Raw genomic sequence first — 17729 nt, forward strand, 5'->3', positions numbered from 1 at the left:
CACATGACAGACAATATTCTCAACACCCCACTGCAACTGGGTCGGCACACACTGGGCAACCGCATTGTGCTGCCGCCGTTGACCCGCCAGCGCAGCGCCCAACCCGGTGACATCGCCACCGCCTTGATGGCCGAGTATTACCGCCAGCGTGCGTCGGCCGGCTTCATGGTCAGCGAGGGCACGCAGATCGAGCCCCGTGGCCAGGGGTATGCGTGGACGCCGGGGATCTACAGCGCGGCGCAGGTCGATGGCTGGCGCACCGTCACCGACGCCGTGCATGCTGACGGCGGGGTGATCTTTGCTCAGTTGTGGCATGTGGGGCGCGTCTCCCATCACGCGTTGCAACCAGGCGGCGCAGCTCCGGTGGCGCCGTCGGCGATCCAGCCGAAACAGGTCAAGGCGTTCATCGAAACCGCGCCGGGCGCAGGTGAACTGGTGCAACCGCCAGTGCCGCGTGCGTTGGATACGCAAGAGGTCAAGGACCTGGTCGGCTTGTATGCCGAGGCCGCGCGCAACGCGATGGCGGCGGGGTTCGATGGGGTGGAGATTCATTCGGCCAATGGTTATTTGGTCAACCAGTTCATTTCGGCCCATTCCAATCAGCGCGATGACGAATACGGTGGTTCGCTGGATAACCGCCTGCGTTTCCTGCGCGAGATTGTCGCGGCGGTCAGCGATGCGGTCGGGCCGGATCGACTGGGCGTGCGTTTTTCGCCGTTGTTCAGTGGCACCGACCAGGACCGCGTGTACATCGGCCTGGTGGAAGAAGACCCACATCACACTTACATCGAAGCCGTCAAAATGCTGGAAGCGGCGGGCATCGCCTACGTTTCCATTGCCGAGGCGGATTGGGACGACGCACCTCAATTGCCGGAAAGCTTCCGGCGTGCGCTGCGTGACAGCTTCAGCGGCCGCATTATCTACGCCGGACGCTATACCGCCGAGCGTGGCGAGAAACTGGTGCAAGCGGGGCTGGCGGACCTGATCGCGTTTGGCCGCCCATTCATTGCCAACCCGGACCTGCCGCAACGCCTGTTCAATGGCTGGCCGCTGAACCCGCTGCGGGTCGAAGGCATGTACGGGGGTTCGGAGCAGGGCTATATCGATTACCCGACTTACCGTTAAAACGGCGGCCTTCAATACACAGCAAATCAAATGTGGGAGATCAAATGTGGGAGCGGGCTTGCTCGCGAAAGCGGTGGTTCAGTCAAAGTATCTGTGTCTGATACACCGTCTTCGCGAGCAAGCCCGCTCCCACACAAGCCTGCTTTTCACATTGGATTTGTGCGGGTTCAGATCACCCTCAACACAATCTTGCCGATATGCTCCCCACCTTCCATCCGCGCATGGGCCTTGTCGGCGTCGGTGTACTCAAACACCTGATCGATCATCGGCAGGCAACGCCCGGCTGACAGCGCCGGCCACACGTGTTCGCGCAGTTGTGCGGCGATGGCGGCTTTTTCATCCGCAGTCCGCGTGCGCAGCAGTGAGCCGGTCACAATCGCGCGTTTGCCGAGGATGGTCAGCAAGTCCACGTCATTGGCCTTGGTGCCGCCGAGAAAGCCCAGCATCACCAGGCGGCCATCCATGCTCAAGGCCTTGAGATTGGTGTTGAGGTACGAGGCGCCCATGATGTCGAGGATCACATTCACGCCTTGGGCACCGATCACTTCGGCGAAGTCCTGCTCACGATAATTGATCGCCTCGGCGCCCAGGTCGCGGATGACCGCGCATTTCTCGGCGCTGCCGGCGGTGGCAAATGCCTGGATGCCGAATTCGCGGCACAACATCAGTGCGGTGGTGCCGATGCCGCTGGTGCCGCCATGGATCAGCACGCGCTGACCCTTGTGCGCGCCACCGATGCCAAACAGGTTGGCCCACACGGTAAAGAAGGTTTCCGGGATCGCGGCGGCTTGAAGCCACGACAGGCCCTCGGGAATCGGCAACGCCTGGCCGGCAGGCACCGCGCAATATTGCGCATAGCCGCCGCCGTTGGTCAGGGCGCAAACCTTGTCGCCGAGGGCGAAGGCGCTGACCCCGTCGCCCAGTGCCACCACTTCACCCGCCACTTCCAGGCCGGGAATCAGGCTCATGCCGGGCTTCATCGGGTACTTGCCCGCGCGTTGCAAGGCGTCGGGGCGGTTGACCCCGGCAGCGTGCACGCGAATCAGGATTTCGCCGGCGCCCGGGGTGGGCACGGGGACCTGGCGTGGCTTGAGCACTTCGGGGTCGCCGGGAGTGGTGATTTCAATCAGGGTCATGTCGGTAGGCAGGGTCATTTTGCAAGTCCTGTAGCGGTAAGCGTATGGGGTGGGACCGTAGCGGACGGTCGGCGGTTCAGTTGCAACATACCCAGTTCCAGCATCAGCGCGACCACGATCGCCCCGGCTGCAATCATGAACAACAACCCATGGTCGCCGCCGCTGCTGTTGAACAAGGCTGAATAGGCAAACCCGCTCAGTGCCTGGAATGTCGCGAACGACACCGTTGCACGGCTCCAGGCGAGCTGTTGCTGGTGATGGTCGGGCAGCAATTCATGCACCCGCGCCAAGGCCAGCGGCACGATGCCCGGTGGGAACGAGCCAAGGATCACCGCCAGCAGCGCCAGGGCGGTGAACGAGCCGGCGAAGGGCAATAGCCCGACGGCCAGCGCCTGCACCACCAGGACCAGGCGAATGCTGGCGCGGGCCCCGAGTTTGTCAGCCAGGTACCCATAGGTGACCGGCCCGATAATCGAGCCCAGCCCGTACATCACCCAGATCATCGCGCCGACCTGCGGGCCATCCCCCAGGCCACGGGCCACGTAGTCCACCAGGAACACCATGGCCGGCACCAGGCCCGCCGCCATAAAGGCGTATTGGGCAAACAACAGGTACACACCGGCGGGGGTGGGCAGCGGCGCGTGTGCCGGTGGTGCGGGTTCCTGCTGCGTGCCGTGGGGCCATGCCAACCAGCTTGCGGCGGTCAGCACCAATGCCAACAGGCCGAGGCCGAACCAGGTCTGCTGCAGGCCCAGGCGCAACAGCGGCGGCACGAGGGTGCCTGAACCGGCAATCCCCAGGCCGATCCCGAGGAAGATCGCACCGCTTGCCAAGCCCCGCCGCGCTGCCGGGACATGGGGCAGCACCGTCGCCGCCACCAGCACCATGATTGCGCCACCGGCCACCCCCGACAGCAGGCGCCAGCCGAAGAACCAGGCCACCGACAACGGAAAGCCGCAGGCAAAGAACGCCAGGGTCACCGCGACCATCATCAGGCGCAACGCGGTGGTGTTGGAAGTCCGTTGGGCGAGGGGCCGGCCGATCAGCGCACCGATCAAATAGCCCACCAGGTTGGCGGCGCCGAGGTACACCACATCGCTGGCGCTGAACCAGTGGGCCTGGATCAGGCTTGGGATCAGTGGCGTGTAGGCGAAACGTGCCAGGCCAATACTGACCAGGCTGGCACACAGGCCGGCGAAGATCGGCAGCCAGATCGAGCGACGAGCACAAGCGTGGAGGTCATGCATGGGGGCGGTCCTGGGTATTTTTCTCTGGCGCCCAGCATAGCCAGGATTATCGATGCAATAATGCTGCGATTAAGCTTCACACTGATGCATATATGCAGCACTGGAGAAACGCATGAATTGGGACGATGCACGGGTATTCCTCGCGGTTTGCCGCGAATCCACGCTGCGCGGGGCGGCGCGGGTGCTGGGGGTGGACCAGGCGACCGTTGGCCGGCGCGTCAATGCCCTGGAAAAATCCCTGGGCGCGACGCTTTTCCTGCGCACCTCCGAGGGCTACGCACTGACCGCCGTTGGCGAGGCGGCCTTGCTCTCGGTGGAAAAAATGGAACGCTCGGCCCTTGATCTGCAACGCCAGATCCAGGGCCTGGATGAGCGCCTGACCGGCACTGTGCGGGTCAGCACCACCGACTCCCTGGCCATCGACTTCCTGATCCCGGCCATCGCCTGTTTGCACGACAAACACCCCGACGTACGCGTGCAATTGGACGCGTCCACCCAGATCCTCAGCCTGGCCAAGCGGGAAGCCGACATCGCGGTGCGCAACACGCGCCCGGACAACCCCGACCTGATCGCCCGGCGCATCGCCCGTTGGCCGGTGGGCTTGTTTGCCTCCCAAGGCTACGTCGAGCGTCACGGTGTGCCCGAGCCCGGCAGCCTGTTCGACGGCCACGACCTGGTGGTCTATCAACCCTATCTGCAACACCAGAAGGACCTGACGCTGGTGTCCGAGCCGCTGGGCCGTGGGCGCATTGTCGCCGCCTTGAGTTCCAGCCTGCTGGTGCGCCGGTCGATTGCCGCCGGCATCGGCATCGGTGAAATCCCGGTGGCCAGCGGTGAGCGCGACGGCCTGGTGCGCCTGTGGCCGCAGCGCACGCGACCGACGCCCTACGACGTATGGCTGGTGACCCACGCCGACCTGCGCCACACCGCACGGGTGCGGGTGGTGATCGATGAAATCGTCGCGGCGTTTGCCGGCACGGGGGAGTGAGGTCAGCACAGGCTTGCAAGCGTGCGCGCGCGCCTGTCGACAGAATCGACCGCGACAGAAGGTCAACTCACACCGGAGCGCATATGCACGAATCAAAGTATCAGGATCTGGGGCTGTTGTTCCTGCGGGCCAGCGGGGCGTTGTTTTTGCTGTGGGTGCATGGCCTGCCCAAGTTGCTCAACTACAGCGAGCAGTTGAAGCTGATCGAAGACCCGTTCCACCTCGGTGCGCCTATCACCCTGGCCTTGGCGATTTTCGCCGAGGTGCTGTGCCCGTTGCTGATCATTGCCGGGGTGCTGGTGCGGCTGGCGTGCCTGCCGATTCTTGCGGTGCTGTTGATCGCGTTGCTGGTGGTGCATCCCGAGTGGACGCTGTTCGAGGCGCAGTTTGGCTGGTTGTTGCTGATCATCTTCACCACGTTGCTGATCAGCGGGCCAGGGCGCCTGGCGTTGGGCCAACGCCCGGCAGTCAACACGTAGCGCATTGCCTGTGGCGAGGGCGCAAGCTTCCTCGCCACAGGTAGGCTGTTGACCCTGGTTCAGCGCTGGAGGAAGGCCAGCAGGTCTTCGTTCAACTGCTGGGCGTGGGTCGCGGCAAAGCCGTGGGGCGCGTCTTTGTAGACTTTCAGCTCGGCACCCTTGATCAGCTCGGCGGCCACTTTGCCGGTGGTTTCGAACGGCACGATCTGGTCGCCGTCACCGTGGATCACCAGGGTCGGTACGTCGATCTTGGCCATGTCCGGGCGGAAGTCGGTCTCGGAGAAGGCGGTGACGCAATCCACGGTCGACTTGAGCGACGCCATCAGCGCGATCTGCAAGGTCTGGGTCAGCACGCCGTTGGAGACCACCTGGCCCTTGTTGAGGCCATAGAACGGCGTGTTGAAATCACTGATGAATTGCGCACGGTCCTTGAGCAACTCGGCCTTGAACCCGGCAAATACATCAAGCGGCACGCCTTGGGGGTAATCCGCTTGCTGGCCGAAGATCGGCGTCACCGCGCCCAGCAGCACCAGGCCGGCCACACGGGCGCTGCCATGGCGTGCGATGTAGCGCGACACGTCGCCGCCGCCCATGGAGAAGCCGACCAGGGTCACGTCTGTGAGGTCCAGGTGTTCGATCAACTGCGCGATGTCGTCGGCAAAGGTGTCGTAGTCATTGCCGGTCCAGGGCTGGTCCGAGCGGCCAAAGCCACGGCGGTCGAAGGCGATGGTGCGGTAGCCGCGACTGCTCAGGTACTCCATCTGGTATTCCCACATGTCCGCATCCAGCGGCCAACCGTGGCTGAACAACACGGGCTGGCCGCTGCCCCAATCCTTGAAGTAGATCTGGGTGCCGTCTTTGGCAACGAATGTGCTCATGGAAAACTCCTGGGTGGGTGGGAAGAGAACTGTAGTTCACTATTGCGTGAAATCGGACAAAGGGCTTGTACGGGTGTGCTCGGTTGAACGGTTCAGCGTCTATGCTGGTCCACTGACTTCCACTGTCCGATCACACAGGTGAACGAAATGGCCAAGACTTACAGCTACGCCGCGCAGAACGCCAAGGATGCCCTCAAGCCCTACACCTTCGAACGCCGCGCGCCGGGGGCGGAGGATGTGCAGATCGACATCCTCTATTGCGGCGTCTGCCACTCCGACCTGCACACCGCGCGCAACGAATGGAACAACACCCTGTACCCGTCGGTGCCGGGCCATGAAATCGTCGGCCGTGTCACGGCGGTGGGCGCAGGCGTGAAGCACTTCAAGGTCGGCGACCTCGCCGGTGTCGGTTGCATGGTCGACAGCTGCCAACACTGCGCGTCGTGCGCCGAGGGCGAAGAGCAATACTGCGAGAACGGCTTCACCGGCACCTACAACGGCCCGGTATTTGGTGGCGAAAACACGTTTGGCGGCTACTCCGACAGCATCGTGGTCAAGGAGAAGTTTGTGCTGCGCATCTCCCACGACGATTCCAACCTGGCGGCCGTGGCACCGCTGCTGTGCGCCGGCATTACCACCTATTCGCCGCTGCACCACTGGAAGGTCGGCCCCGGCAAGAAGGTCGGCGTGGTCGGCCTCGGCGGCCTGGGCCACATGGCGGTAAAGATCGCCCACGCCATGGGCGCCCACGTGACCTTGTTCACCACCTCGCCAAACAAACGCGAAGACGGCCTGCGCCTGGGCGCCGACCAGGTGGTGGTGTCAAAGAACGCGGACGAGATGGCCAAGGTCGCCAACAGCCTGGACTTCATCCTCAACACCGTCGCCGCGCCCCACGACCTCGATGCCTTCCTCAACCTGCTCAAGCGTGACGGCACCATGACCCTGGTCGGCGCGCCGGACAGCCCGCACCCGTCGCCGTCGGTGTTCAACCTGATCTTCAAGCGCCGCAGCCTGGCGGGCTCGTTGATCGGCGGGATCCAAGAGACCCAGGACATGCTGGATTTCTGTGCCAGGCATGGGATTGTCTCGGATGTGGAGATGATCGACATCCAGGGCATCAATGAGGCGTATGAACGGATGCTCAAGGGCGATGTGAAATACCGCTTTGTGATCGATATGGACAGCCTGAAAAAAGAGCGCAACGCTGCCTAGTAACACCGTAAGTCCCAGGTGGAAGCGGGCTTAATGTGGGAGCGGGCTTGCTCGCGAAGACGGTGTATCAGACACAGATATGTTGACTGATCCACCGCATTCGCGAGCAAGCCCGCTCCCACACAAGCCCGCTTCCACATGTTTGCTCAGCGCTGTTGCTTAGACCGACAGGTGCTCATACAGAATCGTCGCACCCACCAGCATCAACACCACCCCGCCAACCATCTGCGCACGCTTGCCCACCACGGTGCCCAGCTTTCGCCCCAGCGCGTGGCGGCATGGCCGATGGCCCAGCCGACCATCGGTGTGATGGCTTCAATCACGCCAAAGATCAGGCCGGCGCGAAGGCGTCGGTGGACACGGTTACTCCTCAACGAGGGGGGCGATCATAGGCAGGCAAAGATGAATATTTCGTCAACAGGCTCAAGGCCGTTGCGGCTTGACCGAGTTGCCGAAGGTATTGCCCATGCGCACGCCCGTGGCGGCCGGGGTGGCCAGACCCACCGCGTTCGGCGGGCGTTTTTCGATCGGGATCTGTTGCGCCTCGCGGTTTTTCTTCGCCGCCTTGGTCGCGTCTGTGTCACCGCCCATCTGTTGGCTCAGGCAGCCATAGTCGGGTGCCTTGTAACCATCCACCGACACCTCGGTGCAGGTGCGTGCCGCGTTGTCGGCATGGGCGAGCAGGGGCAGGGCGGCGCACAGCAGCAGGCTGGCGAGGGTCGGGACTAGCTTCATCGGGGCCTCCTGGCAGGCCCGAGGGGTGGGCCGGTTAGGTTTGAAAGTGTAATGCAGCGGGCTTGTCGTCACCGTGATGTTTTTTTTGCTATCACCGTAACATCAGGTTCATAAACTGGCCTCAGGATGACGGTTTTCGAGGACACGTCGGCCGTGCAGCGATGCAGAGCGGGAGGTGAACAGGGGGGCTGGAGGCGCGCCGTTTGCGCCTGGGTCCTGCTGTTGCTGCTGACGGGGGCGGCGTCCGCACAGGCAGAGCCAGGGTTGCTGCTGGACCTGCCGCCCCAAGACTTGGAACACGCCCTGCAAGCCTACAGCCGCGCTACCGGCATGGCGGTGCTGGTTGATCGCGAACTCACCCGGGGTCGGCGTTCCATCGGCGTGCATGGGCGCTTCACGGCGCAGGAGGCACTGGCGATGTTGCTCACCGGGAGTGGCCTGATGGCGCGTTATGCGCGCAGTGACGCGTTCACCTTGCAGGTGCCCGAGGTCAGTCACACCCGCGAGCGGCGGAATGCAGCGCGGATCAACAACAGTTATGCCACCGCCTTGCAGCAAGCCATCGAGGCCAGCCTGTGCCGTTCGCCGCTGACCCGGCCTGGCAGTTTCCGGGCGTTGGTCCAGGTGTGGGTCAACCCGAACGGGGTGATCCAATACAGCCGGCTGGTCAGCTCCACCGGCGACGCACAACGCGATGAAGCACTGGTGCGCAGCCTGGGCGCGGCGCGGGTCGAACGCCCGGCGCCCAGCTCGCTGCGCCAGCCGGTGACTTTACTTTTGATGCCCGACACAACAGGAACACGCATGGAATGCACAGCAGCGAAGGGAGCCTCGGGCGGATGAAAAATACCGGGCACAGTACGATGGTCAGCTTGTTCCTGGCGTCCTATGAGGACTTCAAGGTGCGTTTGCGCAAGCGCCTGGGTTCGGAGGACCTGGCCAACGACGTGCTGCACGAAACCTACCTGCGGGTCGACCGCATGGACATGCCGCCGAACCTTGCACAACCCAACGCCTACCTGTACCGCATGGCCCTGAACATCGCCGCCGACCGCCGCCAGGCCGACGCCCGGCTGCTCACCGGCAGCGAGGTCGAAGAGTTGCTGCAAACCGCCGACGAAGCCCAGGACCCGTCGCGGGTGGTGGGGGGCCAGCGTGAGATCCAGTCCCTGGTCAAGGCGCTCTACGAACTGCCGGCCCGCCGGCGCAAAATCCTGATCGCCGCCCGCCTGGAAGAAGCGCCGCACCTGGAAATTTCCCAGCGTTTCGGCATCTCCACGCGCATGGTCGAGAAGGAAATCAAGGCCGCCCTTGGCCATTGCGCCAAGCGTCTGGAAAGAAAAGTGATTCAGCGGTTCGGTCCCGGGGCCGGAAAACCGTCTTAGTGTCGAGTCCCTGATAAAACCGTGAGTATGTGCGCGCTTGAACATTTTTAGCCTCTCCACCGCCCGGGAAACATCCGCCAGCCCCCTGCATGACGAAGCCCGCGACTGGCTGCTCCTGCTGACCTCGGGCCGCGCCACCGTGGCCGATGCCAAGGCCTTGCAGGCCTGGCGCGAGCAGAGCCCGGAACATGCCCAGGCGTTCGAGCAGGCCAAAGTGCTGTGGCAGCAACTCGCCCCGGCCCTTGAGCAGGCGACGCAGCCGCGTCGCTTCGGCCGCCGTGCATTCCTCGGTGGCGCGATTGCCGCTTCGGCCGCCGTGGTGATGGTGCGGGTGGGGACGCCGGGCGGCTTTGCCGGGCTCACGGCGGACTATCGCACCGAAGTCGGCGAGCAGCGCCAAGTGCTGTTGAGCGACGGCGTGAGCCTGGAGCTCAATACGCAGACACGCATCAGCCGGATCGGGCCGGGCATTGAATTGCTCGAAGGCGAAGTCGAAGTGGTCGCCCACCTGGCGCAGCCGCTCAAGGTCCAGGCCGGCGCCGGTTGGGTGAGTGCGGCCCAGGCGCGGTTCAATGTGCGCAACACTGACCAGACGGTGTGCGTCACCTGCATCGAAGGCTCGCTGTCGGTGGACGTGGGCGGCAACAGCGTCAGCCTGGGCAGCGGCCGGCAATTGACCTATGGCGCAGGGGGGATCGGTGCTGTGGTGGCGGTGGATACCCAGGCTGTGGTGGCTTGGCGCGAGCAGGTGCTGGTGTTCAACAACGCCACGCTGGCCACGGTGGTGGACGAGATCAACCGCTACCGGCCGGGCATGCTGGTGCTGCTCAACAAGCAGCTGGGCCAGCGTCGCGTGCAGGCCCGCTTCAGCTTGCAGCAACTGGCCGGGGTGGCCTTGTTGATTCGCGATGCGTACGGCGCCAAGTGCACGGAACTGCCGGGTGGCGTGGTGTTGTTGAGCTGAGCCGCCTTACTTCAGCGGCCCCACCACCTGCCGATAGCGCTCAACCCCCTGGGGCGTCTGGCGTACCAGGCTGATCTCCAGCCCCAATGGGTCGTCCCGCCGATTGCCGCTCAACTGCCGCCAGCCCTTGTCCTGCTCCCACACCCGTACCTGCAAGTCACTGACGCCCGCCAGCACCCTCACCCCATCCGTTGCCGCCGGCAGCGGGAAGCGATCCCGTGCGGGTGCGGCGGCGCGGTACAGCGCGTCACCCTTGAGCCACCAGCGCACGCGTTGCAGGCCGTCCCCCAGCGCCGGTGCGCTGCGGATCACCTCCAGACGAAAGCCCTTGCTGTCGGAGCTGCGCACAGTCACCGCGGCCAGCCCCTCGGCTTTTGGCGCCTCGGGCGCGGTCAGTTCGACGCTGGCGCGCAGGCTGAGGTCGCGTTGCATCTGGTTCAGCGCCCGCAGCAGCGCCTCGGTCTGTTCAGTGCTGGCCTGCAAGTGCTGGTCGGCACGGGTGACGCTGTCGAGCCCGCGCCAGGCGATCACACTGACCAGCGCCATCAGCATGATCGCCACCATCACTTCGATCAGGGTGAAGCCCCGTTGCGCTGCATGAACCGACAAATTGCCTTTGTAGTGAGCGGGCTTGCCCCGCGCTGCGGCGTCTGGGGAATACCGCGGTGCCTGGGTTTGGAGCGGCTTCGCCACCCAGCGCGAGGCAAGCCCGCTCACTACAGGATTATTCATGGCTGGCTCACCACGCGCAGCAGGCCGGCGGGGTCGCGTTGCAGGCTGAGGCTGTGTTGCCCGTCCGACAGCACTACGCGCAGGGGTGGGTTGATCCATTCGGCGTTGAGTACCAGGGTTTGTCGCGGCTCGATGTTGATCTGCATCGGTGTGCTGTCCCACAGGCGCGGGCGCAATGAGCTGTCGCCCTGGAACGCGTCCACGCCCGCGCCATCATCGCTGCGCCGGTTGAAGCGATAACCCTTGGCATCCGCGCGCCAGGTGATCGGCCGCCCGTCGGCGCGGGCTTCGGCCTGGGCGATTTGCAGCAGTTGGCTGAGGCGCTCGGCGTCTTTGCGCAGCCGCTGCAGCGGGTCGGGCTTGATGGTCAGGCTGATGGCGGCGCTGGCGATGCCGATGATCACCAGCACCACCATCAGTTCGATCAGGGTGAAGCCTTGCTGTTTCATCGGTCGGCACCTGGAGAACTGGCGAGGTTGTGAAATAAAAACGTGCGAATTGGCCTGTAGGCTGAGGCCACGGACAAACAGGAGGTCCCCCATGGCATTTACCCTTCGTGTTTCACCCGCCCATGGCGTGCAGGCCCTGGGCGTGTTGGCGGCGTTGGCTGGCGTCGCCATCTGGGCGCCGCTGCTGCTCACATCCGCCGAATCCAGCACGCCACCGGCCACACCCCAGGCGCTGGCCGCACGCAGCGATAATCCGGCGTTGCAGTGGTTTTCCAATGTGGCGACGACGCCCCAGGTCAAAGTCACCGGCGTGCTTGCCGGAGCCCGTGGTGCGGTGGCGATCCTCAGCCTCAACGACGGCCCGCCGCGCAGCTTTTTACTGGGTGAACGCCTCAGCCCCGGCGTGCGGTTGACGGCCATCGAGGGCGATGCCGTGGAGATCGAACGTGCGGGCGAGAAGGTTCGCGTCCACCTCGAAAAGCTGCCGGACGGCCCCGCGTTGCCGCGCCTCACTCGGCCATGACCTGCGTCTGCAACCACGCCAGCGGCGGTGCTTCGCGGCTGGCATCGAGCACTCGTACCGCGACCTGAAACAGTCGGCCATCGGCATTGATGGTTTGCTCGCAGCGCAGCTTCAGGCGGCCCTGATCGCACTCGAACGTCTTCTTGCCGCTGCGCAGCCCGCCTTCCAGGCGCAGCTCCGCCAGGCGACTCTGCGCCGCCAGCAACGCCATGGACTTGTCGCGCAGCAGGCCGTTGCTCTGGGTCATCAAGCCGGCCACGCGCACGGCGGCAGCCATGGCCACGGCAATGATCGCCAGCGCCACCAGCACTTCAATCAGGGTAAAACCGCTCTCGTTGCGACGGCCGTGCATGGCGCTCTCAAACCGGGGAAACAGGCCCGCAGACTAACGCCGCGAGTTGACCGATTGGCGACCGAAACTCCCGAGGATTTTCAATACGACTGACATGTGTTCTTGCAACACTGCGGCCTCGAAATGCACTCAAGCCAAGGAATGTCGAGATGGAAATCGCGCCCCTGAAGTCCCTGATGCAGAGCCGTCGCGGCCAGCGTGGCTTCACGTTGATCGAGATCATGGTGGTGGTGGTCATCCTTGGCATCCTCGCGGCGATGGTGGTGCCCAAGGTGCTCGACCGTCCGGACCAGGCGCGCGCCACAGCCGCCAAGCAGGACATCGGCGGGTTGATGCAGGCGCTGAAACTCTATCGCCTCGACCACGGTACCTACCCGAGCATGAACCAGGGTCTCAACGTGTTGGTGGAGCGCCCGGCCGATGCGAAAAACGGCAGCTGGCGCGCCTACCTCGACCGTTTGCCCAACGACCCCTGGGGCCATCCGTACCACTACCTCAACCCGGGCGCCAACGGCGAGATCGACGTGTTCTCCCTCGGCGCCGATGGCCAACCGGATGGCGACGGCGTGAACGCCGACATCGGCTCCTGGCAGTTGTAAGGCGCGCCATGAAACGGCATTCGCCCACAGCGGCGAAGCAGCGCGGCATGGCGATTATCAGCGCGTTGCTGATCGCGGCGGTGGTGGCGGTGCTGGCCGGCGCCATGCTCACCCGCCAGACCGTGTTCACCCGCAGCCTGGAGGCCGAGCAGTTGCGCCTGCAGGGCACATGGCTGTTGCAGGGCAGCCTGGAGCGCAGCCGGCAGATGCTCTGGGAGGCGCGGCAAAAGGATGTGCTGACCCGTCTCGACCAGCCGTGGGCACGGGTGCAGGGCGGCGTGTTCGAAGGGCGCATCGACGACGAGCAGGGCAAGTTCAACCTGCGCAACCTGGTCAATCGCCAGCAGGTGGATAACGAGCAGTTGCAGGGCTTTGAACGCCTGTGCCGCACGCTGGGCGTCGACCCTGCCGTGAGCCGGCGCATCAGCCAGCGGGTGATCGGCTCGTATGAAGTACCGGCCAAATACCCGATGCTGCGCAGTCTGGATGAGTTGAGCGCAATCGAAGGCCTCGACCCGCAACTGTTGCGCCGCTTGCAGGCGTATATCAGCGTGTTGCCCGGCCAGACCTGGGTCAACGGCAACACCGCCAGCGCCGAAGTGCTCAGTGCTGTGGTGCCGCAACTGAGCCTGGCCCAGGCCCAGGGGCTGGTGGCCGAGCGCGACAGCGGGCGCTGGTTTATCAACCGGGGGGATTTCGTCAACCGCCTGCACTTGCCGCAGGTCGCTGTGGAATCGGTGTTGGTGGGGATTACCAGCGAGTGGTTTCGCGTGCAGGGCCAGGCGCGGCGTGAGCAACGCCGGGTCACGATCGATGCGTTGCTGCACCGCCCCGAAGACCGCCAACCGCAAGTGATCTGGTCGCGGGTGGGCGTATGAAGCGCCTGCGCATTGGCTTGCCGCCACTGGAGCAATTGAGTGCCGACAGCCAAGTCAAATTCGCCTGGCTGGAGCGTGGCGTGGTGATTGATGAGGGCTACGCCAGCCTGGCCGAATTGCGCAATCGTCGACAGGCGCTGGAGTGCTTTCTGCATCCTCGTGACAGCCTGCTCACCCGCCTGGAATTGCCGCCACTGCCCGCGGCGAAAACCACCGCCGCCGTGGCCTGCGCCGCGCAAGCGTTGATCCTCGGTGCGGTGGAACAGATGCACGTAGCCCACGGCCCGCGTGACAGCGACGGCGGTGTGCAGGTGGCGTGGCTGCCCAAGGCCGGGCTGGAGCGCCTGGCCCAATTGCAACTGAAACTGCGCGGCCTGTACCCGGCGCCCTATGCCTTGCCGGTCGGCACGGCGGCGCTGGACGAAGGCTACCTGCTGACACGTGACAGCCTGCAACAAGGCGCGGTGCACCCGTTGGGCCAGCCACCGTTGGATAGGCCGCTGGTGGACGCCGCGCAACGCTGGAGCGGCGCCGTGCCCGGCTGGGGCTTGCACGCAGGCCTCAGCCATACGCCGAGCGGCGGCTGGGGCAGGGCGCTGGCGTGTGTCGCGCTGGCTGTCGCGATCTGGACCTTGGGCCTCAACCTTTACGCGGCGCGCCAGGTCGACGAAGGCCTGCGGCTCAAGACGTTGATGAGCCAGCAAGTACGCCAGGCGTTTCCCGAGTTGCCGGTGGTGCTCAATCCGTTGCAGCAGGCGCGCCAGCAATTGGCGGCGCGCCAGAGCGGCGCGGGTGCCGATGCTGGCCAGCGCTTTTCCAGCCTGCTGCAACTGGCGGGCAGCAACCTGCCGTTCATGGTGGCCAGCGTCGAGCGCCTGACCTTTGAACAGGGCCGCCTGTACCTGCAATTGCTCGCCGACACCCGCAACCCGGTAGCCCAGGCCGAGTGGCAGGCCGCCCTGGCCCAGGCCGGGTTTGCCGCGACTCGCGAAGAACACGGCTGGAGCATCGGCCCGGCCGTAGCGGGAGCCAGCGATGAATAAGTGGAAGGCTCGATGGCGTGTGTTCTGGAGCGGCCTGGCCCTGCGCGAAAAACGCTTGCTGAGTGGCGCCGGGCTGGTGCTGGCGAGCCTGTTGACCTGGCTGGTGCTGGTCCAACCAGCGTTGAAAAAGATCGCTTACTGGCAGGTCGAAACCCCCAAGCTGCGCGCCCAGGCCGAAGCCTTGCAGGTGTTGTTGCAAGGCGTCGCCGCGCCGCGCCAGGCCGATGAAGCGACGCTGCGCCAGGCCCTCGACAGCGCGGGTCTGCAAGGTCACTACCACTTGCAGGCGCAGGCCCCCGGCGGCTGGCAACTGACCTTCGACAACGCCCCGGCCGACGCCGTGGTGGACTGGCTGTTGGGCAGCCCCCGTTCGTTTTCCCTGGAGGTGTCCGCGGCGCGTTTACAGCGTGCCCCGGATGCCCTCGACAACTCGGCCGGCACTGTGTCCGGGACCGTTCGCATGGATCAGGCGCTTGGCGCTAAGGAAGCTTCATGAAGTGGTCAGTCCCCCCTTTCCGTTTGGCCGCGCCGTTGCTGTTGCTGGCCCTGAGTGCATGCAACAGCCCATCGACCAAGCCGTTGCTGGTGGACAGCGAACTCGGCCAGCCCCTTGCCGACACCCGGCGCAGCGGCGGCGACAGCGCGTTGGAGCGCCAGCGCGAGCTGGCGCCCAAGCCCGCCGTGCAACATCCGATCACCAGCAGCGCCCGTGGTCATGCCCCGGCGGTGCTCAAGGCACGCAACCCACTGGGTGACCAGCCGGTGCAGCTCAATTTTGTCGACGCCGACATCCAGGCGGTGGTGCGCGCCTTGTCCCGTGCCACCGGCCAGCAGTTCCTGGTGGACCCCCGGGTAAAGGGCAACCTGACCCTGGTCAGCGAAGGCCAGGTGCCGGCGCACCAGGCCTACGACATGCTGCTGGCGGCGCTGCGCATGCAGGGCTTCAGCGTGGTGGACGTGGGCGGCGTCGCCCAGGTGGTGCCCGAAGCCGATGCCAAATTGCTCGGCGGGCCGATCTACAGCGCCGGCAGCAGCGGCATGCAGACCCGCACCTTCCGCTTGCAGTACGAAAACGCGGTGAACCTGATCCCGGTGCTGCGCCCCATCGTGTCGCCGAACAACCCGATCAACGCCTACCCCGGCAACAACAGCATTGTCATTACCGACTACGCGGAAAACCTCGCGCGCGTGGCGCAGATCATCAACGGCATCGACACCCCCAGCGCCATCGATACCGACGTGGTGAAAGTGCAGAACGGCATCGCCGTGGACATCGCCGCGATGGTCGCCGAACTGCTCGACACCCAAGGCGCCGACCAGACCCAGAAGATCAACGTGGTCGGCGACCCGCGCTCCAACTCGATCATCATCCGTTCCGGTAGCCCCGAGCGCACCGAGCTGGCGCGCAACCTGATCTATAAGCTCGACAATGCCCAGAGCAACCCGAGCAATATGCACGTGGTGTACCTGCGCAATGCCCAGGCGGGCAAGCTGGCCCAGTCGCTGCGTGGGTTGTTGACCGGCGAGAGCGAGTCCGGCGTCAGCGATGAAGCGCGGGGCAAGCTCAGTGCCATGGGTGGCAATGGCCAGAACACCCAGGGCGGCGCCGCGCAAAACGGCAGCGGCACGCCCACCGGCAGTGGCGTGCAGTCCAGCTATGCCCAGGACAAACAAACCAGCGGCACCGGCACTACCAAGGATCAAGACACCGCCTTCAGTGCCGGCGGTGTGACCATCCAGGCCGACGCCACCACCAACACCTTGCTGATTTCCGCCCCGGACCCGCTATACCGCAACCTGCGCGAAGTCATCGACATGCTCGACCAGCGTCGCGCCCAGGTGGTGATCGAAAGCCTGATCGTTGAGGTCGGCGAGGACGATGCCAGCGAGTTCGGGGTGCAGTGGCAGGCCGGCAACCTGGGGGGCAAGGGCGGTTTTGGCGGGGTCAACCTGGGCGGCAGCGGCGTGAACGCCACGCCCACCAGCAAGACCAGCATCGACGTGTTGCCCAAGGGCCTGAACATCGGCCTGGTCAACGGCAGCGTGGACATCCCCGGCATCGGCAAGGTGCTCGACCTCAAGGTCCTGGCCCGCGCCTTGAAGAGCAAGGGCGGCACCAACGTGCTGTCGACGCCGAACCTGCTGACCCTGGACAACGAAGCGGCAAGCATCTTTGTCGGCCAGACCATCCCGTTTGTCACCGGCAGCTATGTGACCGGCGGTGGCGGCACCAGCAACAACCCGTTCCAGACCGTGCAGCGTGAAGAAGTCGGGCTCAAGCTGAATGTGCGGCCGCAGATTTCCGAAGGCGGCACGGTCAAGCTGGACATCTACCAGGAAGTCAGCAGCGTCGACTCGCGGGCCTCGGTGGAGGCGGGCACCGTGACCAACAAGCGGGCGATCGATACCAGCATCCTGTTGGATGACGGGCAGATCATGGTGCTTGGCGGGTTGCTGCAGGATGGCTACAGCCAGAGCAATGATGCGGTGCCGTGGTTGTCGGATATTCCCGGGTTGGGTGCGCTGTTCCGCAATGAAAAGCGCAGTGTGAACAAGACCAACCTGATGGTGTTTTTGCGGCCTTACATCATTCGTGACAGTGGCGCGGGGCGCAGTATCACGCTGAACCGTTATGAATTCATGCGTCGGGCACAGGGTGGGTTGCAGCCGGAGCATAGTTGGGCGATGCCGGATGTGCAGGCGCCGCAGTTACCGTCGGTGGAGAAGGCGATCCCGGGCGGGCAGCAGGGGCCGCGGGCGGTGATTCGGGCGGTGCCGCAGTGATCGTCGGCCAGCGTGGTTTTACGGGGCGATCCCAGATCAAAAGCCAGAGCGCGGCGGCCTTAGAGCCGACCGAAATGGGCGGGATGAACTGGGTCAAAACTGTGGGAGCGGGCTTGCTCGCGAATGCGGTGGATCAGCCAATGAATGAGTTGACTGACACACCGCATTCGCGAGCAAGCCCGCTCCCACATTTGGATCTCCATGTATTCAGATGGAA

Annotated in this window: 20 protein-coding genes and 2 pseudogenes; 14 read left to right on the forward strand and 8 right to left on the reverse strand. The window is 64.7% G+C overall.

The features are described from left to right. Positions 1-3 precede the first annotated feature (3 nt). A complete protein-coding gene (locus tag IB241_RS25385; RefSeq protein WP_192300925.1) occupies positions 4-1125 on the forward strand; it encodes an alkene reductase in 1122 nt (373 codons plus the stop codon). 167 nt (positions 1126-1292) lie between these two features. Here the strand turns inward: IB241_RS25385 and IB241_RS25390 are convergent, their stop codons facing one another. Further along, complete coding sequence (locus IB241_RS25390) at positions 1293-2279, reverse strand: NAD(P)H-quinone oxidoreductase (protein ID WP_192300926.1); 987 nt, start codon at positions 2277-2279, stop codon at positions 1293-1295. After that, on the reverse strand, positions 2276-3508 hold the full coding sequence (locus tag IB241_RS25395) for a YbfB/YjiJ family MFS transporter (RefSeq protein WP_192300927.1): 1233 nt from the start codon (positions 3506-3508) through the stop codon (positions 2276-2278). The genes IB241_RS25390 and IB241_RS25395 overlap by 4 nt, the downstream gene beginning before the upstream one ends. A 112-nt stretch (positions 3509-3620) precedes the next feature. On the opposite strand from IB241_RS25395, the gene IB241_RS25400 reads away from it, so the two are divergent. Beyond that, positions 3621-4496, forward strand: coding sequence for a LysR family transcriptional regulator (locus IB241_RS25400; protein ID WP_192300928.1), 876 nt, complete (start codon positions 3621-3623; stop codon positions 4494-4496). A gap of 83 nt (positions 4497-4579) precedes the next feature. Beyond that, positions 4580-4975: a DoxX family protein gene (locus IB241_RS25405; RefSeq protein WP_192300929.1), complete on the forward strand. Its 396-nt coding sequence runs from the start codon at positions 4580-4582 to the stop codon at positions 4973-4975. A 59-nt stretch (positions 4976-5034) separates the two neighbouring features. Here the strand turns inward: IB241_RS25405 and IB241_RS25410 are convergent, their stop codons facing one another. Further along, entirely contained in the window at positions 5035-5853 is an 819-nt protein-coding gene (locus IB241_RS25410; protein WP_192300930.1) for an alpha/beta fold hydrolase, read from the reverse strand. 147 nt (positions 5854-6000) lie between these two features. Between IB241_RS25410 and IB241_RS25415 the strand changes: the two genes are divergently transcribed. Continuing rightward, positions 6001-7068: an NAD(P)-dependent alcohol dehydrogenase gene (locus IB241_RS25415; RefSeq protein ID WP_192300931.1), complete on the forward strand. Its 1068-nt coding sequence runs from the start codon at positions 6001-6003 to the stop codon at positions 7066-7068. A gap of 159 nt (positions 7069-7227) precedes the next feature. On the opposite strand, the pseudogene IB241_RS28050 reads toward IB241_RS25415, so the two are convergent. Continuing rightward, a pseudogene (locus IB241_RS28050) lies at positions 7228-7335 on the reverse strand (manganese efflux pump); the annotation flags it as partial. A 156-nt stretch (positions 7336-7491) separates the two neighbouring features. Next, positions 7492-7803 (reverse strand): hypothetical protein, encoded by a 312-nt coding sequence (locus IB241_RS25425; protein ID WP_192300932.1) that lies wholly within the window; start codon positions 7801-7803, stop codon positions 7492-7494. 216 nt (positions 7804-8019) lie between these two features. Between IB241_RS25425 and IB241_RS25430 the strand changes: the two genes are divergently transcribed. From IB241_RS25430 to IB241_RS25440, 3 genes are read left to right on the forward strand one after another with little or no spacing between them, the layout of a single operon-like run. Then, positions 8020-8646 carry a secretin and TonB N-terminal domain-containing protein gene (locus IB241_RS25430; RefSeq protein WP_225595725.1) on the forward strand — a complete coding sequence of 209 codons (627 nt, stop codon included), beginning with the start codon at positions 8020-8022 and terminating at the stop codon, positions 8644-8646. Further along, a complete protein-coding gene (locus IB241_RS25435) occupies positions 8643-9188 on the forward strand; it encodes an RNA polymerase sigma factor (RefSeq protein WP_192300946.1) in 546 nt (181 codons plus the stop codon). Before IB241_RS25430 ends, IB241_RS25435 begins: the two co-directional genes overlap by 4 nt. 37 nt (positions 9189-9225) lie before the next feature. Continuing rightward, a complete protein-coding gene (locus tag IB241_RS25440) occupies positions 9226-10152 on the forward strand; it encodes a FecR family protein (RefSeq protein WP_192300934.1) in 927 nt (308 codons plus the stop codon). Between the two features lie 6 nt (positions 10153-10158). Here the strand turns inward: IB241_RS25440 and IB241_RS25445 are convergent, their stop codons facing one another. Together IB241_RS25445 and gspH are read right to left on the reverse strand one after the other, a co-directional pair. Beyond that, positions 10159-10884, reverse strand: coding sequence for a type II secretion system protein GspJ (locus IB241_RS25445; RefSeq protein ID WP_192300935.1), 726 nt, complete (start codon positions 10882-10884; stop codon positions 10159-10161). Further along, on the reverse strand, positions 10881-11333 hold the full coding sequence (gene gspH, locus IB241_RS25450) for a type II secretion system minor pseudopilin GspH (protein ID WP_192300936.1): 453 nt from the start codon (positions 11331-11333) through the stop codon (positions 10881-10883). The genes IB241_RS25445 and gspH overlap by 4 nt, the downstream gene beginning before the upstream one ends. 91 nt (positions 11334-11424) lie before the next feature. On the opposite strand from gspH, the gene IB241_RS25455 reads away from it, so the two are divergent. Next, the gene (locus IB241_RS25455) at positions 11425-11856 is read left to right on the forward strand and encodes a type II secretion system protein N (protein WP_192300937.1); all 432 of its coding nucleotides are present in this window, start codon (positions 11425-11427) and stop codon (positions 11854-11856) included. Here IB241_RS25455 and gspI read toward each other — a convergent pair. Next, positions 11843-12208 carry a type II secretion system minor pseudopilin GspI gene (gene gspI / locus IB241_RS25460; RefSeq protein WP_192300938.1) on the reverse strand — a complete coding sequence of 122 codons (366 nt, stop codon included), beginning with the start codon at positions 12206-12208 and terminating at the stop codon, positions 11843-11845. The genes IB241_RS25455 and gspI overlap by 14 nt on opposite strands. 149 nt (positions 12209-12357) lie before the next feature. On the opposite strand from gspI, the gene gspG reads away from it, so the two are divergent. The 6 genes and pseudogenes from gspG to IB241_RS27625 form a co-directional block, all read left to right on the forward strand. Continuing rightward, positions 12358-12807 (forward strand): type II secretion system major pseudopilin GspG, encoded by a 450-nt coding sequence (gene gspG / locus IB241_RS25465; protein WP_192300939.1) that lies wholly within the window; start codon positions 12358-12360, stop codon positions 12805-12807. 8 nt (positions 12808-12815) lie between these two features. After that, positions 12816-13685: a type II secretion system minor pseudopilin GspK gene (gspK, locus tag IB241_RS25470; RefSeq protein ID WP_192300940.1), complete on the forward strand. Its 870-nt coding sequence runs from the start codon at positions 12816-12818 to the stop codon at positions 13683-13685. Next, positions 13682-14728, forward strand: coding sequence for a type II secretion system protein GspL (gene gspL, locus IB241_RS25475; RefSeq protein WP_192300941.1), 1047 nt, complete (start codon positions 13682-13684; stop codon positions 14726-14728). Before gspK ends, gspL begins: the two co-directional genes overlap by 4 nt. Then, positions 14721-15224, forward strand: a complete 504-nt coding sequence (gene gspM / locus IB241_RS25480) for a type II secretion system protein GspM (protein ID WP_192300942.1) — start codon at positions 14721-14723, stop codon at positions 15222-15224. The genes gspL and gspM overlap by 8 nt, the downstream gene beginning before the upstream one ends. Continuing rightward, a complete protein-coding gene (gspD, locus tag IB241_RS25485) occupies positions 15221-17512 on the forward strand; it encodes a type II secretion system secretin GspD (protein ID WP_192300943.1) in 2292 nt (763 codons plus the stop codon). The genes gspM and gspD overlap by 4 nt, the downstream gene beginning before the upstream one ends. After that, a pseudogene (locus IB241_RS27625) lies at positions 17509-17729 on the forward strand (hypothetical protein); the annotation flags it as partial. The gene gspD and the pseudogene IB241_RS27625, both read left to right, overlap by 4 nt.

Origin of the sequence: Pseudomonas sp. PDM05 (genome assembly GCF_014851685.1) — a bacterium.
GTDB lineage: Bacteria > Pseudomonadota > Gammaproteobacteria > Pseudomonadales > Pseudomonadaceae > Aquipseudomonas.

What these genes read in the sequence shown, in the direction of transcription:
- gspH (WP_192300936.1), bottom strand. Translation starts at nt 11,333, where the DNA reads ATGAAACAGCAAGGCTTCACCCTGATCGAACTGATGGTGGTGCTGGTG.
- IB241_RS25445 (WP_192300935.1), bottom strand. Translation starts at nt 10,884, where the DNA reads ATGAATAATCCTGTAGTGAGCGGGCTTGCCTCGCGCTGGGTGGCGAAG.
- IB241_RS25390 (WP_192300926.1), bottom strand. Translation starts at nt 2,279, where the DNA reads ATGACCCTGCCTACCGACATGACCCTGATTGAAATCACCACTCCCGGC.
- IB241_RS25435 (WP_192300946.1), top strand. Translation starts at nt 8,643, where the DNA reads ATGAAAAATACCGGGCACAGTACGATGGTCAGCTTGTTCCTGGCGTCC.
- IB241_RS25405 (WP_192300929.1), top strand. Translation starts at nt 4,580, where the DNA reads ATGCACGAATCAAAGTATCAGGATCTGGGGCTGTTGTTCCTGCGGGCC.
- IB241_RS25410 (WP_192300930.1), bottom strand. Translation starts at nt 5,853, where the DNA reads ATGAGCACATTCGTTGCCAAAGACGGCACCCAGATCTACTTCAAGGAT.
- IB241_RS25455 (WP_192300937.1), top strand. Translation starts at nt 11,425, where the DNA reads ATGGCATTTACCCTTCGTGTTTCACCCGCCCATGGCGTGCAGGCCCTG.
- IB241_RS25395 (WP_192300927.1), bottom strand. Translation starts at nt 3,508, where the DNA reads ATGCATGACCTCCACGCTTGTGCTCGTCGCTCGATCTGGCTGCCGATC.
- IB241_RS25400 (WP_192300928.1), top strand. Translation starts at nt 3,621, where the DNA reads ATGAATTGGGACGATGCACGGGTATTCCTCGCGGTTTGCCGCGAATCC.
- IB241_RS25425 (WP_192300932.1), bottom strand. Translation starts at nt 7,803, where the DNA reads ATGAAGCTAGTCCCGACCCTCGCCAGCCTGCTGCTGTGCGCCGCCCTG.
- gspM (WP_192300942.1), top strand. Translation starts at nt 14,721, where the DNA reads ATGAATAAGTGGAAGGCTCGATGGCGTGTGTTCTGGAGCGGCCTGGCC.
- gspI (WP_192300938.1), bottom strand. Translation starts at nt 12,208, where the DNA reads ATGCACGGCCGTCGCAACGAGAGCGGTTTTACCCTGATTGAAGTGCTG.
- gspK (WP_192300940.1), top strand. Translation starts at nt 12,816, where the DNA reads ATGAAACGGCATTCGCCCACAGCGGCGAAGCAGCGCGGCATGGCGATT.
- gspL (WP_192300941.1), top strand. Translation starts at nt 13,682, where the DNA reads ATGAAGCGCCTGCGCATTGGCTTGCCGCCACTGGAGCAATTGAGTGCC.
- IB241_RS25385 (WP_192300925.1), top strand. Translation starts at nt 4, where the DNA reads ATGACAGACAATATTCTCAACACCCCACTGCAACTGGGTCGGCACACA.
- IB241_RS25415 (WP_192300931.1), top strand. Translation starts at nt 6,001, where the DNA reads ATGGCCAAGACTTACAGCTACGCCGCGCAGAACGCCAAGGATGCCCTC.
- gspD (WP_192300943.1), top strand. Translation starts at nt 15,221, where the DNA reads ATGAAGTGGTCAGTCCCCCCTTTCCGTTTGGCCGCGCCGTTGCTGTTG.
- gspG (WP_192300939.1), top strand. Translation starts at nt 12,358, where the DNA reads ATGGAAATCGCGCCCCTGAAGTCCCTGATGCAGAGCCGTCGCGGCCAG.